This is a genomic window from Brachybacterium hainanense (genome assembly GCF_042434575.1).
GTDB classification, from domain to species: Bacteria; Actinomycetota; Actinomycetes; order Actinomycetales; family Dermabacteraceae; genus Brachybacterium; species Brachybacterium hainanense.
In genome coordinates, this window is sequence record NZ_JBHLSV010000004.1 from 87,100 (window position 1) to 100,870 (window position 13,771).

Annotated in this window: 15 protein-coding genes; 2 read left to right on the plus strand and 13 right to left on the minus strand. The window is 71.2% G+C overall.

Annotated features, from left to right (window positions below; all coding sequences use genetic code 11):
* Position 1 precedes the first annotated feature (1 nt).
* The 6 genes from ACFFF6_RS04390 to ACFFF6_RS04415 are packed head-to-tail and all read right to left on the minus strand — an operon-like array spanning position 2 to position 5,439.
* The gene (locus ACFFF6_RS04390; protein ID WP_376978558.1) at positions 2-1,246 is read right to left on the minus strand and encodes an MFS transporter; all 1,245 of its coding nucleotides are present in this window, start codon (positions 1,244-1,246) and stop codon (positions 2-4) included.
* A 59-nt stretch (positions 1,247-1,305) separates the two neighbouring features.
* On the minus strand, positions 1,306-2,100 hold the full coding sequence (locus tag ACFFF6_RS04395; protein WP_376978560.1) for an energy-coupling factor ABC transporter ATP-binding protein: 795 nt from the start codon (positions 2,098-2,100) through the stop codon (positions 1,306-1,308).
* Entirely contained in the window at positions 2,081-2,953 is an 873-nt protein-coding gene (locus ACFFF6_RS04400) for an energy-coupling factor ABC transporter ATP-binding protein (RefSeq protein ID WP_376978562.1), read from the minus strand. Before ACFFF6_RS04400 ends, ACFFF6_RS04395 begins: the two co-directional genes overlap by 20 nt.
* Entirely contained in the window at positions 2,950-3,744 is a 795-nt protein-coding gene (locus ACFFF6_RS04405) for an energy-coupling factor transporter transmembrane component T (protein ID WP_376978564.1), read from the minus strand. The genes ACFFF6_RS04400 and ACFFF6_RS04405 overlap by 4 nt, the downstream gene beginning before the upstream one ends.
* Positions 3,741-4,421 carry a hypothetical protein gene (locus tag ACFFF6_RS04410; RefSeq protein ID WP_376978566.1) on the minus strand — a complete coding sequence of 227 codons (681 nt, stop codon included), beginning with the start codon at positions 4,419-4,421 and terminating at the stop codon, positions 3,741-3,743. The genes ACFFF6_RS04405 and ACFFF6_RS04410 overlap by 4 nt, the downstream gene beginning before the upstream one ends.
* Before the next feature lie 28 nt (positions 4,422-4,449).
* A complete protein-coding gene (locus ACFFF6_RS04415) occupies positions 4,450-5,439 on the minus strand; it encodes a nucleoside hydrolase (RefSeq protein ID WP_376978568.1) in 990 nt (329 codons plus the stop codon).
* 130 nt (positions 5,440-5,569) lie between these two features.
* Here ACFFF6_RS04415 and ACFFF6_RS04420 point away from each other — a divergent pair, with 130 nt between their 5' ends.
* Complete coding sequence (locus ACFFF6_RS04420) at positions 5,570-6,892, plus strand: amidohydrolase (RefSeq protein WP_376978570.1); 1,323 nt, start codon at positions 5,570-5,572, stop codon at positions 6,890-6,892.
* Positions 6,889-7,539, plus strand: coding sequence for a GntR family transcriptional regulator (locus tag ACFFF6_RS04425; protein WP_376978574.1), 651 nt, complete (start codon positions 6,889-6,891; stop codon positions 7,537-7,539). Before ACFFF6_RS04420 ends, ACFFF6_RS04425 begins: the two co-directional genes overlap by 4 nt.
* A gap of 15 nt (positions 7,540-7,554) precedes the next feature.
* On the opposite strand, the gene cas2e is transcribed toward ACFFF6_RS04425, so the two are convergent.
* The 7 genes from cas2e to casA are packed head-to-tail and all read right to left on the minus strand — an operon-like array spanning position 7,555 to position 13,765.
* On the minus strand, positions 7,555-7,899 hold the full coding sequence (cas2e, locus tag ACFFF6_RS04430) for a type I-E CRISPR-associated endoribonuclease Cas2e (RefSeq protein ID WP_376978576.1): 345 nt from the start codon (positions 7,897-7,899) through the stop codon (positions 7,555-7,557).
* Positions 7,896-8,831, minus strand: coding sequence for a type I-E CRISPR-associated endonuclease Cas1e (gene cas1e, locus ACFFF6_RS04435; protein ID WP_376978578.1), 936 nt, complete (start codon positions 8,829-8,831; stop codon positions 7,896-7,898). The genes cas2e and cas1e overlap by 4 nt, the downstream gene beginning before the upstream one ends.
* Before the next feature lies 1 nt (position 8,832).
* Positions 8,833-9,528, minus strand: coding sequence for a type I-E CRISPR-associated protein Cas6/Cse3/CasE (gene cas6e / locus ACFFF6_RS04440; protein ID WP_376978580.1), 696 nt, complete (start codon positions 9,526-9,528; stop codon positions 8,833-8,835).
* On the minus strand, positions 9,525-10,241 hold the full coding sequence (cas5e, locus tag ACFFF6_RS04445; protein WP_376978582.1) for a type I-E CRISPR-associated protein Cas5/CasD: 717 nt from the start codon (positions 10,239-10,241) through the stop codon (positions 9,525-9,527). Before cas5e ends, cas6e begins: the two co-directional genes overlap by 4 nt.
* Positions 10,238-11,380 carry a type I-E CRISPR-associated protein Cas7/Cse4/CasC gene (gene cas7e, locus ACFFF6_RS04450; RefSeq protein ID WP_376978585.1) on the minus strand — a complete coding sequence of 381 codons (1,143 nt, stop codon included), beginning with the start codon at positions 11,378-11,380 and terminating at the stop codon, positions 10,238-10,240. Before cas7e ends, cas5e begins: the two co-directional genes overlap by 4 nt.
* Positions 11,381-11,415: 35 nt before the next feature.
* Positions 11,416-12,102: a type I-E CRISPR-associated protein Cse2/CasB gene (gene casB / locus ACFFF6_RS04455; protein ID WP_376978587.1), complete on the minus strand. Its 687-nt coding sequence runs from the start codon at positions 12,100-12,102 to the stop codon at positions 11,416-11,418.
* A complete protein-coding gene (gene casA / locus ACFFF6_RS04460; protein WP_376978588.1) occupies positions 12,095-13,765 on the minus strand; it encodes a type I-E CRISPR-associated protein Cse1/CasA in 1,671 nt (556 codons plus the stop codon). The genes casB and casA overlap by 8 nt, the downstream gene beginning before the upstream one ends.
* Between the last annotated feature and the right edge of the window lie 6 nt (positions 13,766-13,771).

Consider the following 13,771-nt stretch of genomic DNA (forward strand, 5'->3'; position numbering starts at 1 on the left):
ATCAGGGGGAGGACCTGAGGCGGGGGAGGACGAGGGAGCGCAGCAGGTTCGCGGCCGCGCCGAGGAGAGCGAGGGCGGCCGCCCAGCCGAGCCCCTCGGGGAACGAGGCGGCCGCCGCGATCGCGCCCACCGCGAGGGAGCCGATCCCTGTGCCCACGTCGAAGCCGATGTTCCACACGGTGCTCGCGAGATCCCGCTGCCGCGGCACGAGGGCGAAGGCGGCCACGAGCGTCACGTTCTGCACGCCGCCGTAGGCGATGCCCGCGAGGGCCATCCCGGCGATCAGCGCGCCGGAGTCGCCGGCCGGAGACGCCCCGGCCGCACCGAGGGCGGCGAGACCGAGACCTGCCGCGCCCACCAGGAGCAGCGGCGCGATGAGGCCGAAAGGCCCCACACGGTCCGCCGCATGTCCCAGCAGCCAGCGGGAGAGCGTGGTGGTCGCGGTGAAGGCGAACAGGGCGATCGCGCCGGTGCGCAGGTCCGGGGCCAGCTGCGGGGTGAAGCTCAGCAGCGCCCCGCCGGGGGCGGTGATCGCCAGCAGCGACAGGGACGGCAGGGCGAGCAGGAGCAGGGCCCGGCGACGGGAGGGGGCAGGCAGGGAGCCGACGGTCCGGGAGTCGGGCGCTGCCGGGCCCGGTGAGGCCCGGAGCGGCCCGTCGGACTCGGCGGTGGGATGGGCGGAGAACTCGGCGGCGGGTTCGGCAGCGGTGCCTGCGGTGATCAGCCGACCCAGGCGCAGGGCGGGCGGCACGGCGAGCACGGGCAGGGCGCCCAGCAGGGCCACGACCCCGATCGGCAGGACCGCGGTGAGCGTGGGCCCGAGCGGCACGAGCACCATCTGCGGCAGGGCGATCGACAGCCCGTACAGACCCACGGCCCGGCCGCGGACGGAGGGAGGGACCAGCTCTGCGACGGCGCTCGACCCGCCGACGGTGAGGACCGCGAAGCCGATCCCGCGCAGCGCGGAGACGGCGAGCACCGCCGGCAGAGCATCGGACAGCGGCAGCAGCAGAGCGGGCAGCCCCAGGGCGAGCACGCCCGCGCACAGCACGGGCGCCCAGCCCAGGCGGCGGATCGCCGGGTGCACGCCCAGCTGGCCGACGACCGTCGCTCCCATGAGCACGGCGTTGACCAGGCCCGCCCCGGACTCGTCGGCTCCGCCGTGCACCGCCCACAGCGGCGCCAGCGGGAGCAGCAGCGCGTAGCCCGCGAAGCCCAGCGTCGACATGGCCAGCAGCGCCGCCATGCCGGGGGAGGCGAGAGGGCCCGCCGCCGACGCTCCCGCCCCCTGTCGAGAGGGCCTGCTCATACGAGGAGGTCGGCCAGCTCCGCCACCCCCGCGGAGGCGTCCGCGAGCCCCAGCCGACGGGCGAGCTCGCCGATCTCGGGTCGTTCCAGCTTCGCATCGCGCATGACGCCATCATCCCCGAAGACCTCGGCGACCGTGCCATCGGCGATGATCTGCCGGTGCGCCATCGCCACGACCCGGGTGAAGCAGTCCCGCACGAAGCGCATGTCGTGGGTGATCGTGATGACGGCGACGCCCTCGGCCTCGAGCTGGTCGATCAGGAGGCGCAGCAGCGCGAGCCCGCGGCCGTCGAGCCCGGCGGTGGGCTCGTCCAGGATGAGATAGCGGCACTCGCCCACGAGCACCGCCCCGATCGCGACGAACTTCTTGATCGCGAAGGGCAGGTCCCCGGGGTTCAGGTCGAGGAAGGCGCCGATCCCGGTCATCGCCGCGGCGCGCGTCACCCGCTCGATGCGCCGCTGCTCGGGCCAGCGCAGCGACCGGGGCAGGTACTCGAGCTCGCCCTGCACGTCGCTGCCGAAGATCTGGTCGTCGGGGTTCTGGAACACGTAGCCGACGTCGCGGGCGATCTGCGCGGTGGTGTGCTGCGCGGTGTCGCGGCCGTCGATCTCGACCTGGCCGCTGCTGGGCCTGAGCAGGCCGTTCATCATCTTCACCGTCGTGGTCTTGCCGGCGCCGTTCTGGCCGATGATCGCGACGCGCTCGCCGGCCTCGATCCGCAGGTCGACGCCGTCCACGGCGACGGTCCCGTCAGGGTAGGCGTAGCGGGCCTCATTCAGCTGGATCGGCATGGGGGTCCTCCCTCAGGAGCGGGGCGATCAGGGCGGCGGCCTCGTCGCGGGTCAGGGGGATGCGCGGCAGCGGACGGCCCCGCGCGGCCAGGGTGAGGGCGAGGTCGGTGACATCCGGGCGTCGTATCTGCGCGATGTCGAAGGCGTCGGAGGCGATGACCTCCCGGACGTCGCCGTGGGCGAGCACGGTCCCGCGGTGCATGAGGACCAGGCGGTCGGCGACCTCGACCAGCAGGTCGATGTCGTGCTCGACCAGCAGGATCGAGGTTCCCCGGTCCTTGAGCGCCCGGATGATCTCGAAGACCCGGCGGGAGGTCTCGGGGTCGAGCTGGCTGGTGGGCTCATCCATGACGATGAACTCGGCGTCCATGGCGATGATCGCGGCGAAGGCGACGAGCTGACGCTGCCCTCCGGAGAGGTCGCTGGGGTTCTTCCCGGCCAGGTGCCCGATGCCCACGAGCTCGATCACCTCGCACACCCGCTCGATGATCTGCTCCCGGGGGACGGCCAGGTTCTCGAGGCCCAGGGCGATCTCCTCGAAGACCGTGTCCTTGATGCCGCTGATCTGGCTGAACGGGTTCTGGAAGACGAAGCCGATCCGGCGTGCGAGCTCCGCGGGATCCCAGTGCGCGGCCGGGCGGCCGAGCACCTCGACCCCTCCGGCGAGGTCCCCGGGATGGAAGTGCGGGATCATCCCGCGGATCACGCTGCACAGCGTCGTCTTCCCGCTTCCGTTGGGGCCGACGAGGCCGTGGAGGAGCCCGGGCTCGAGGTCGAGGTCGACGGACCGCAGCGCGGGCCGCGGAGCATAGGCGTAGGTGAAGCTCACGTCGCGGAGACGGGCGAGGCTCATAGCAGGATCCTTCCGACGAGCACCGCGAGGGCGAGCAGCGCGCAGACCGCGGCGAGCACTATCTCGAGGACGGGCACGGGTCGCAGGCGGGCGAGGTGGGTGTGGGTGCGCAGGGAGGTGAACGCGCGGGCGTCGAGTGCGACGGCCCGCTCCTCGGTCTGGTTCATCGCGGCGAGGAACACGGGGGCGAGGACCGGCACGAACGCCTTCACACGCACACGCAACGAGCCCTCCGTCTCGACACCGCGGGAGCGCTGGGCGTCCATCACCGTGCGGGAGCTGCGCCCCAGGTCGATGATCGACTGGAAGGAGGCGAGCACGATGTAGGTGATCCGCGGGGAGAGCCCGCGGGCCTCGAGGGCGAGCATGAGGTTCTTCATCGGGGTGAGGTGGAAGAACAGGGTGACGGCGCCGCACAGGGCCATCACCACGAGGCTGAAGCGCGCGGCCTGGAGCACCCCGCCGCTCGAGATCACGAAGGGGCCGAGCACGAGCAGCTGCGCCCCGGAGTCCAGGAAGACGGCGCGCAGGGCGAACAGCATCCCTCCGACGACGGCGAAGAGCTTCGCGTACAGGGAGAGGAAGCGGCGGCCGGCGCCCGCCGCCGCGGCGACGAGGACGTACAGGACGCAGGCCGCGGCCGGCGGGAGGAGGCCGGGCAGAGCGACGCCGGCGAGGGCGATCGAGGCGAGGATCAGGCCGATGGTGATCGGGTTGAGGTCGCGGACCGGGTTGCCGGTGGTCAGCGGGCGGTCGTAGCGGGCGAGGAGGGCGGGGTCGATGGTGCTCATAGCTCCAGTGCCAGGTCGTCGTGGGGGACGGTGAGGGTCGCGCGCCGCCGGGGACGGTGCAGGTAGAGGGGCCCCAGCGGGACCTTGACGAGGATGCGCGTGGGGATGCGCCGCAGGATCAGCACGACCACGGCGACGGTCAGCGCCTTGTCCAGGAAGTCCGTGGGCAGGGTCGAGACGAACACGGCGAGCTTCAGGTCCAGGCCCAGCGCGTGCAGGGCGCCGATGATGATCGAGACGCCGCTCGAGCCGAGTCCGCCGAAGACGACGATGGTGATGAGGCTGCCGACTCCGCCGCCGATGAGGCCGAAGGGGATCACCGTGAGCGCCGCCTTCCCGGCGGTGCGCAGCGCACCGATCCGGGAGAACAGCCCGGCGGCGAGCCCCAGCAGGATGCTGACCAGGGCGTAGGGCAGCAGCGGTGGAGCGGTGATGGCGTTGATCAGGTTCGAGAGCAGGCCGACGAGCGCACCCGGCAGGCCCCCGCACAGGGCTCCGACGAGGATCGTGCCGATGCTGTCGAGGTGCATCGGCAGCTTGAGCAGCGAGGCGATCTGGCCGCCGATGAAGTTCGTGGCGATGCCGATCGGGATGAGGAACAGGGTCAGGCGGCCGTAGCCGGCGAGGAGCCGGGCGAGGGGGCCGCGCCTGGGCGGGGTGTCTGCGGTGACATCCATGGGGTTCTCCGGGGTGGGCGAGGGGCGGTCAGATCCGGGCGATCGAGGCGGCGACCCAGTCGACGAGCGCCTGGTCGTGCGCGTCATGGGCATGGGCGACCGGTGCTCGGCCGGGGACCGGGGCGGGGTCCTGCCCGGGGGCAGGCGATGGGGCGGGGGACAGGAAGGTCGCGCCGCGGCCGGGCCCGTGCTCGTGGTCGACCTCGACGGTCACGGGGCGGGTCTCGAGCAGCTCGGGGCGGGCGGCCGCCGCGACCGCGACCGCATCGTGGAGTGCCATCCAGCGGATGCCGCGCTGCTCGCGCCGGCCGATGTAGGGCTCGCAGGCGGCGGCCGCGAGCTGTCCGCAGGGGCCGGCGGCGGCGAGGCCGGCCAGCCATGGCCTCTCGAAGCGGACGGCGTGGGTGACGTCGAGGCCGACCATCGTCACGGGCACCTCGTCGGTGAAGACGCGCTCGGCGGCTTCGGGATCGGCGGCGATGTTGAACTCGGCGGCGGGGCTCGTGTTCCCCACCCCGTCGCCGCCGCCCATGATGATGATCCGTGCGATCCGTTCGCGCAGGTCGGGGCGTGCGGCGAGGAGGGTCGCGATGTTCGTCAGCGGTCCCAGGGCGATGAGCGCGACCGGCTCGTCCGCGGCCTCGAGGATCCGGGCATGCACGTCGAGGGCGCGGGCCGGGGCCGATGCGGAGGCCTGTTCGGGCGGCAGGCGCTCGGAGATCCCGCCGAGCCCGTCCCTGCCGTGGATCTCCGGCACGTGCATGCCGCGCGCCTCGCCCCAGGGGCGGGCGGCCCCGCGGCCCAGCAGCGGGGCGGTCCCGGCGTCGCCGACCATCTGCCGGGTGAGGCGCTGGAGGTTGCGCCAGGTGAGCTCGAGGGGGATGTTGCCGTGGACGGCGGTCAGGGCCCGGACCTCGAGCTCGGGGCAGCCCCAGGCCGCCCAGATGGCGAGCAGGTCGTCGATCCCGGGATCGGTGTCGATGACGACCGGGACGGGGGAGGACGCGGGGTCGGTCATGGGGGCGGCTCCTGGGGGTGCGGCGGCGTTGCCGGGTCGTGGACAGGCCGGGGCGGCCGGTCTAGAGTTGGCGACGAGATGGATTGGATCCAATCTGTCGGGTCGACACCGTAGCACCCGAGGAGCCCGCATGACCACAGACCTCGTGTCCTTGCGCCGCACCTTCCACGCGCACGCCGAGCTCGCTTTCACCGAGGTGTGGACGGCGGCCACGATCCGCCGCGAGCTCTCCGCCCTCGCGGACCTCCCCGGCGTGCAGCTGCGGACCGGCCCCGCGGTCCTCGATCCCGGCGCCGCAGCGCGGTACCCCTCGACCGAGGAGCTCGACGCTGCCGCTCAGCGCGCGATCGACGCCGGGATCCAGCCGGAGCTCGCCCGCCGCGTCGCCCGCGAGGGGACCGCCGTCGTCCTCGACATCCGCGGCGACCGCCCCGGTCCCGTGACCGCCTTCCGCGCGGACATCGACGGCCTTCCCCTCGAGGAGAGCGACGACGACGCGCACCTGCCCGCCCGCGAGGGCTTCGCCTCGATCTGGCCGACCATGCACGCCTGCGGCCACGACGGTCACGCCGCCCTCGGCCTCGGGCTGGCCGCTGCGCTCGCCGCCGACCGGGACTTCCCCGGGACGGTGCGCATCCTCTTCCAGCCGGCGGAGGAGGTCGTCCGCGGGGCCCGCCCGATGATCGCTGCCGGCCTCGCGGACGATGTCGACCAGCTCATCGGCCTCCATCTCGGCGAAGGACTCCCCGCCGGAGACCTGGCCGCCGGATCCCATGGCCTGCAGGCCACGCAGAAGTTCGAGGTGACCTTCCGAGGCGTTGCCGCCCATGCCGCCGGAGCGCCCCAGGAGGGGCGCAACGCGCTCGCCGCCGCCGCGCAGGCGACCCTCGGGATCCTCGCGATCCGGCGCGACGCGCGCGGGGCGACCACCGTGAACGTGGGCACGCTGCACGCGGGGCGTCAGAGCAACATCGTCCCCGACCGGGCCGAGCTGAGCGCCGAGGTGCGCAGCGACAGCGCCGAGGCATGCGATCAGCTGATGGAGCGGGCGCGGCGCGTCGTCGAGGGCGCCGCTCTCGCCTGGGAAGTCGAGGCCGAGGTGGAGGTCACCGGGCAGGCGACCACCCTCGTGTGCGACGACGAGCTGGTGGACCGGTGCCTCGCCGCGGCGCGGCAGGTCCGGACGGAGGGCACCCGTTACCGCAGCGTCCCCATGCCGGCGAGCGACGACCTCAGCCTCTGGGCGGAGGCGGTCCAGGCTCGCGGCGGGCAGTCCACCTATGCTGTCGTCGGCGCGTCGAGTCCGGCGCCGCACCACCATTCGCTCTTCGACCTGGACGAGTCCTGCCTCCCGGTGGCCCTCGCCTGGATGGAGCGGATCATCCGCAGCGGGCCGGAGCAGCCGCAGGACGCCGACGCGGTCCCGAAGCCGCAGAAGGGGGCCGGGGCATGACCCAGGAGCAGGCCACGAGCTCCGCGGCCTTCGCCTATCGCCGGATCCGCAGCTGGATCCTCGACGGCGAGCTCCCACCTGGCAGCCGGCTGGTCGTGCGCCCGCTCGCGGAGAAGCTCGGGCTCTCCCCGACGCCTGTGAAGGCCGCCCTCGGCGCACTGCAGTCCTCCGGGCTCATCGATGTGGTCGTCAACGCCGGGTACTCGGTGCCGCATCGGGATCCGGTGCTGTTCGCGCAGGCGATGGAGATGCTGTGCGAGTACGACGTCATCGCCATGCGCGCTGCATTGCGGCAGCCGGACACGGACGCGCTCCTGGAGACGCTCGAGGCGCTCGTCGCGCGTCAGGGCGGTCGGATCGCCGCGCACGCCGACCCCCAGGAGTTCGACCTCGACTTCCACGAGCTGCTGATCTCCCACCACGACAACCCGCTCCTGCGCCAGGGCGCCGATCTCGCCCGCGGCCGAGCCCTCGTCTCCAGCGGGCAGCTGCTGCGCCACCCCAGCGTCCTCGGGCAGCTCCACTCCGAGCACGAGGAGATCCTCACGGCGATGCGTCGCGCCGATGCGGCCGCGGCGGAGGAGGCGCTTCGCGAGCACGGGCGCGGCACCATCGAGGGCGTCCTCGCCCTGTTCCCCAGGAGATGATCGGGTGCCGGCCCATTACCGGGGTCGACGCGCTCTCCTCATCGCTCGCGCATTGCTCCACCCGGTGCTGCGAGTCGGTTCCGTCTGGGCCGCGGGTCTGAGCATGAGGGTCACGCCGTCGACGTCGACGGGATGCCAGTCGTGGTTGTGCACGCGGTACTCGAGCCCCTGCTCGTTGTTCATCGAGTACACGAGAAGCGCTTTTCCGTCCCGGCACTGCTCGAGGACGCGGAGCCAGAGCTCGTCGCGGATCCGGGCGGAGGGGCGTCCGACGAAGACTCCGGGGCTGACCTCCATGAGCCATTTCGTCAGGTCACCGCGGAGCCCCGGCGGACATGCGGTGAGGACCAGGGTGATCATATGACGTCGCTGTCCCAGTTCACCCCGGCCGGAACGGCCTCGAGCTCGCTCCACAGCAGGAGATCGCCGAAATCGGGTTCCAGATCGTCGTCGATCCCGAGGAGCGTGTGGAGATCCCCCACCATGCGGGGGATGAGCTTTTCGGAGACGACGCGATCGCGGACGAGGCGCCGCACGGCGACCGAGGGCTCGGGATCTCCTGTCGCGACGGCGTCGAAGGCGGCCGGGATGCTGATGGCTGCCTTGTAGAGATCCGCGATGTCGTAGACGAACGCGCGGTCGGTGCCGTTGTGGACGACACCGAGGGACGGCACTCCGCCGAGGCTGCAGATCACAGCATGCGTGATGCCGTACAGAGCTGCGTTGGCTGCGGTCAGCGATCTGTTGATGGGATCGCCGGAATCGAAGTCGGCGGCGTCGTAGGAGCGTCGCGACCAGGGCACCCCGGTGCGGGTCGACTCCACGGCGTAGACCCGGCGCATCCGGGCGCCTTCCCTCCCTCTGAGCTGGTTCATCGACAGGGTCGTGAAGTCCTCGCCGGGGAAGCGCATCTCGTACATCGCCCTGGCGCAGCGCAGGCGGGATCGCTGGTTGCTGACGATCCGCGCCTGCGCCTCAGCCATGCGCGATGACTTCGCGAGAGGACGCCCATGGGCGTAGTACCTCACGCCGTTCTCCCCGACCCAGGCGACGGAGACCCCGCAGTCACCGATCACGGACATGGCTCCGTGGGTGATGCGGGTCCCCGGGCCGAGGAGCAGCACGCCCAGGGACGCCGCGGGAACGTGCACCACCCCCCGTTGATCCGTCAACGTCAGGGCGTTGGCGGCGCGGTGCACGGTGCAGTGCTCCGCATACAGGAAGGAGATCCTGTCGGAGACGCGGCTGAGCTCGACACGTTCCGGCGGCGGTGCGCCCTTCACCCCGGCCATGTCAGCGCGGAAGCCGTGCGAGGGTGATGAGCCCGCATCCGTAGGCGCGGCCCCGTCCGATCCCTCGGGTGAGGGTCTCGCGGAACGCGTCGACGTCGGTGATGCGGAGCGTGCCCTCGAATCGAGCGGTGCGCAGCGCGACCTTCCCACGGGTGTCCGAGTGCGGGTCGCGTCGGGTGAAGGAGAGGTTCGTCCTGCGGTCCACCAGCACGTCAGGTTCGGCGGGTGAGTCCGCGCCCTCCGTGATGCGATCACGGATCTCGAAGCCGTGGCGCGGTGCCTTCTCGACGAGCCAGCGCACCTGCTGTGCCGGGGTCACGTGCGGGACGACCTTTCCTCGCTTCGAGCCGTCGGGCCGCAGGGCCTGCACCGGATTCGCGGTGAGCCGGAACGCCCTCTCATGGCCGGTGCGCAGACCGTCGAGGAGGGGGGAGTAGTCCGCGGTGTCCCCGGGGCGGGAGGCCCAGCCGGCCTGGTCGACGATCACCTCGCGATCCGGCTCCTCCGGCCCGACGATGTACAGCACATGCTCGTGCTCGCTCGAATCCACCCGCCACAGGATGCGCCCCAGGCTTTCGTCGAGATCGGGCGGGAAGCACGCTCGCACGGCAGCGTGCATCGCCTGCGGATTGGACAGCAGCGTGCGGCCTCCCCGCTTCTGCGGGTTCAGCAGGATCCTCGTGAACGTCGCGGTCACGCGGAGATCACCTCCTCGAAGAACGGATCGGCTCTCCGTCCGTCCGGGTTCGCCATCGGCGCCCCTTCCGGGTCCTGGACGACGGTCCGCCAGCCGTACTTCCGGTTCTCCTGCGCGAAGCTGAGCGGCACGTCCTGGCGGGGGAATCCTTCGCCGCGGCGTTCCTCCTCGGCGGTGGCGTCGCGGAAGATCGGCAGGACGACCTCCGTGGAGCGTTGACGGCGATGCGCTGCGGACGCCTTCCAGGGAGCCTCTCGGAGCGCGTCGACGGCGGTGCCCTCGACGATGCCGTGGACCAGGTCCGGGTTCGTCGGGCAGGAGCGGCGTCCGAGGAACAGCGGGAACCGGGGTCTCCGCATGGCTTCCGCGAGCCCTTCGAGCAGTCCGCGGTCCTCGGACTCGACCGCGGCCATGAACACGGCGTCGGCGAGGTAGTAGCGACTGACGAGGTAGTTGTCGCCGCCCGTCTGCCACTGCTGTGCGGTCTGGAAGTCCTTCATCAGAGAGCCGGGCTGGTCGACGCGCACCGCGAAGGTGAGCGCCGCCAGGTCCTCGATGGGATCGGTGCGGCGGCGACCGTCGGCGGCGGCGAGCATGCCGACGACCCCGGATTTCGTCGGGTAGGGACCGGTGCCCCGTTCGCGGAAGCGACTGGCGTCGCCCCACGTCTGCATGGGCCCTTTCAGTGTGAGGAGCAGCGTCGAGGCGGTCACGCGGACGGCTTCCCGGAATGGGCGGCGAGCGCCTCGCGGAGCTTGTCTCCGAGCTCGGGCAGGGTCACGCGTGCCGCGAGGCCCTCGAACGCCGAGGTCATGTCGCCGAGGCCGAGCACGAAGCTCTCGAGCGGCTCGAAACCGTATTCCTTCTGCAGGGTCGCGGCTTCCTCGGCAAGAGCCTGTGCGCCCTTCTCGCGACGGCTCTCGCCGTCCTGGGCACGGACCGGGTTCTCGAAGGCGTTGACGAGGGAGATGGAACGGGTGTCGCGCAACGTCACGTAGACGAGCTCCGGCAGCGTGTTGTGCGCGAAGCTGTTCTGCTTGCCGGTCGGGAGCGAGCTGATGAACGAGGACACGAAGGCGGCGGCCGCGTCTTGCGCCACGGCCGCGTCGCCGAGGTTCTCGGTGAGGGATTCGAGATCGATCGTCGCGAAGCGGTACAGCGTCGACGAGATCATCTGGGTGGTGCCGATCATTCCGGCACCGGTCTCCTCGTTGTCCTCCACGATGTCGTCGACAGCGGTGTAGTAGTCGAACTCCGGCTCGGACTCGTGGATGCCGATCGCGTGAGCGACCTGCACCGATGCATCGACGTTGAAGTCGGAGGCGTCGGCGACCATGCGACCGAACATGGCGATGTCCACGCTGTGGCTGTCGTCGAGGACCTCCTTGGCCTCCTTCTTGGTCAGCTTCTGGCCGTCCTTCTCCACGAGGAGACGGGCCGCGTTCTCGAGCTGACGGGGGCTGAGGAACAGCAGGTATCCGGTTTCGGCACCACGAGCCTTCTCGTCCTGGTCCTCGGTCTTAGGGGGCGTCGGCTTGGTGACCTTGATCCCGGCGGCGGTGAAGATGCTCTCCGCGGCGGCATCGGCACGCTCGCGATCCCACGTCTCCCCGGTGAGCGCCACGATCCGATCGGCCACGAGATCAGCCACCCGCTTGGTGCGGTATCCCACATGCTCACGGCCGAGGCTGGTCTCGAAATCGTTCCGGATCGCTCGCTTCCAGGACTGGGAGGAGACCCGGTGGCGGGGAACCCCGCCGAAGACGGCGCTCTTCGGGGCTCCGGTGTCATCACGATTGATGTTGCTGGGCGGGAGCGTGTGGAGGGCGTGGATGTCGAGAACGAAGGTCATGTCGGTGTGTCCTTTCAAAGACGGAAGTTCGGATGTCAGGAAGCGTGGGCGGCGGGTGCGCCGTCGAGGTCGCCCTCGCGTTCGCGGCGAGGGGCCGAGGCGACGTCGCGGCCCCAGCGCAGCAGCACACCTGCGCGGTGGGGACCGGACAGGGTGCGGAGGTCGCGGGCGAAGATGCCGTAGTCGAACCCGATTCCGGCACCGCGCAGGAGGGTGATCAGCGAGCGGGCATGCGTCAGGCGGGAGCGCTCATCGCGGGAGGCGAGCAGAGCGTCGAAGCGAAGCTTCAGCGAATCGCTGGCCGATCCCCTGCGGAGCATGCCCATCGCGGTGCCGAAGCTGCGGCCGGGGATGTGCATCGGGGCGCGTGCTGACTGCATGTGCAGAGCGAACAGGGTCATCGCGTCGAAAGCCGCCTTCTCGGACGGGGACGGCTCGTCCTTGTTCCTCTGATACTGCAGATCCTCGGGAACGAACTGCGGTTCCAGGGAATCCAGGACGGCCTGCAGCGCGAGGGGACGCTGCATCGGTGTGAACCCGGCGTGACGCCGGAGCTCGGCGAGCCGCCCTCGGGCCTCCGCCTGGTGCCGGTCTCCGCGACGCCCCAGGTACTGCTCCTGCAGACGGGAGGCGGAGCGTCGGACAGCCGTCTCGAGCGAGGAGGTCGTCGGCTCGGCGTCGTTCCCCTCCTCGGACGGCGTCGGCATTTCGTGATCAGACATCGGCGGTCTCCTTCGGGGATTCGGTGCGGGACGGCGGAGCGGGCAGGAGGCGGAGCGCCTTGCGCAGATCGCGCTGCAGCTGGGCGTAGGCGGTGCCGGCGGTCTCCGTTCGAGTGCGATCGTTCTGGGTGATCTCCCGGCCGATCAGAGCCTTGGGGCCGGCGCCGCGCAGGAGGACCTTCGCGCGGTCGAGGATCATGTCCCAGACCGTGCGCTGCCAGGAGGCCAGCGCGGGTTCCAGGTCCGTGGCCGGGTCCAAGGAGCGAAGCCAGCGGCGGAAGTACGGCTCGAGGTCGGCGAGCACGGCGTCCGTCTGCGTCGCCTGGAAGGTGTAGTCCCCACCGGCGGCGAGCAGGAGGCGTCCTCCGAACGAGCCGAGGGCGATACCCGCGTCCATCGTCGACCGGGCGGTGTCGAGCACGGCTCGACGCAGGAGCGGCGAGTCCTCGTCGAGGAGCCGGAGAGGGATCTCGATCCTCGTGTCGACCGTGGTCGACGCCGATGACTGCTGCGGCCCGTAGGACGCAGAGGTGAGGCGGATCGAGACTCGCTGCTGGGCCTCGGCCAGCTTGCCGCGCCTGGCCTTGCCGAGGGCCTCGAGCGTCGCGGGGCGGAGGCCGGGCTTCTCCTTCTTCTTGAGGTCGACATCTCCCTCGAGAGCGAGGAGCGGTTCGAGGGAGCGCCACATCATCCGGTCCGTGTCGTAGGGCCTCGGATAGAACACGTCCTCGGTCTTCGTGGACTTGTTGCTGCTGAAGCGGTACGGAGTCATCGGATCATGCAGTACGTTCGCGAAGGCCCGCGGGATCTGATCCCCGTTGGACACGAGGACGGACACGACGCGGCCGTCGGTGACGTCGAGCCGGATGCGTCGCGACTGCCAGGTGGCGAGGTCCGCCGGGCCGGCCGGCTCGACCCGAGCGCGCTGCGCCGGGCCATCGGGGTCGCGTTCCCAGACCGGCTGGTCGCCCTCCCGGGAGACCAGCGCCTCCGGCGCCGTGTTCAGCACGAAGGTCTCGCGAAGAGTTCTGCCGAGGATCGTGGTGCCGCCGGTCGCGCCGGTCCAGCCGATGCCGATCGGGTAGCCCTTGTTATTCTTGACGCGGTCGTCTCCGACCGCACCGGATTTGATGCCCGAGTAGTCGTAGGCCTGTGCGTGGATCAGCCACCGTGCCGCCTCGGGCAAGGACAGGGATTCGAGGCCCTGTCCTGCCCGCATCGAGAAGTAGCTCTGCTCGGCCTCCGGGACGAGGCGCGAAGCCGAGAGGCTGCCCCCCTTCGCCGTGTGCAGCTCCCTCACCTGCATGAAGGGGTGTTCCGGGTGCAGCAGGTCGAACCGATCAGCGTGCTTCTCGAGGTATTCGAGCGCCGCATCGTCGGGGCCGTGCTCCTCGGCATCGAGCCAGGTGTCCTCCCGCCAGTCGAAGAACTCGAAGGTCTCTCCCGGTGCCACCGCGGTCTCATGGCGATGCGCCCGCCAGAAGATCGCCAGGAGGATTCGGAGCACGGCGTAGTCCTGGGTCGGGGAGTCCCCGCGCAGCCCGAGGATACGGACGGACCCGTCGAAGACCTCCGTCAGCGAGAGCAGCCGCTCGCTGCCATCGGCGAGCTGGCAGCGGATCCAGGGTTCGGTGATCAGAGAGAACGAGGCGGTGTCGTCCATGGGACT

Coding starts and splice junctions, on each gene's coding strand:
- ACFFF6_RS04390 (WP_376978558.1), bottom strand. CDS start 1,246: ATGGCGGCGCTGCTGGCCATGTCGACGCTGGGCTTCGCGGGCTACGCG.
- ACFFF6_RS04395 (WP_376978560.1), bottom strand. CDS start 2,100: ATGCCGATCCAGCTGAATGAGGCCCGCTACGCCTACCCTGACGGGACC.
- ACFFF6_RS04400 (WP_376978562.1), bottom strand. CDS start 2,953: ATGAGCCTCGCCCGTCTCCGCGACGTGAGCTTCACCTACGCCTATGCT.
- ACFFF6_RS04405 (WP_376978564.1), bottom strand. CDS start 3,744: ATGAGCACCATCGACCCCGCCCTCCTCGCCCGCTACGACCGCCCGCTG.
- ACFFF6_RS04410 (WP_376978566.1), bottom strand. CDS start 4,421: ATGGATGTCACCGCAGACACCCCGCCCAGGCGCGGCCCCCTCGCCCGG.
- ACFFF6_RS04415 (WP_376978568.1), bottom strand. CDS start 5,439: ATGACCGACCCCGCGTCCTCCCCCGTCCCGGTCGTCATCGACACCGAT.
- ACFFF6_RS04420 (WP_376978570.1), top strand. CDS start 5,570: ATGACCACAGACCTCGTGTCCTTGCGCCGCACCTTCCACGCGCACGCC.
- ACFFF6_RS04425 (WP_376978574.1), top strand. CDS start 6,889: ATGACCCAGGAGCAGGCCACGAGCTCCGCGGCCTTCGCCTATCGCCGG.
- cas2e (WP_376978576.1), bottom strand. CDS start 7,899: ATGATCACCCTGGTCCTCACCGCATGTCCGCCGGGGCTCCGCGGTGAC.
- cas1e (WP_376978578.1), bottom strand. CDS start 8,831: ATGGCCGGGGTGAAGGGCGCACCGCCGCCGGAACGTGTCGAGCTCAGC.
- cas7e (WP_376978585.1), bottom strand. CDS start 11,380: ATGACCTTCGTTCTCGACATCCACGCCCTCCACACGCTCCCGCCCAGC.
- casB (WP_376978587.1), bottom strand. CDS start 12,102: ATGTCTGATCACGAAATGCCGACGCCGTCCGAGGAGGGGAACGACGCC.
- casA (WP_376978588.1), bottom strand. CDS start 13,765: ATGGACGACACCGCCTCGTTCTCTCTGATCACCGAACCCTGGATCCGC.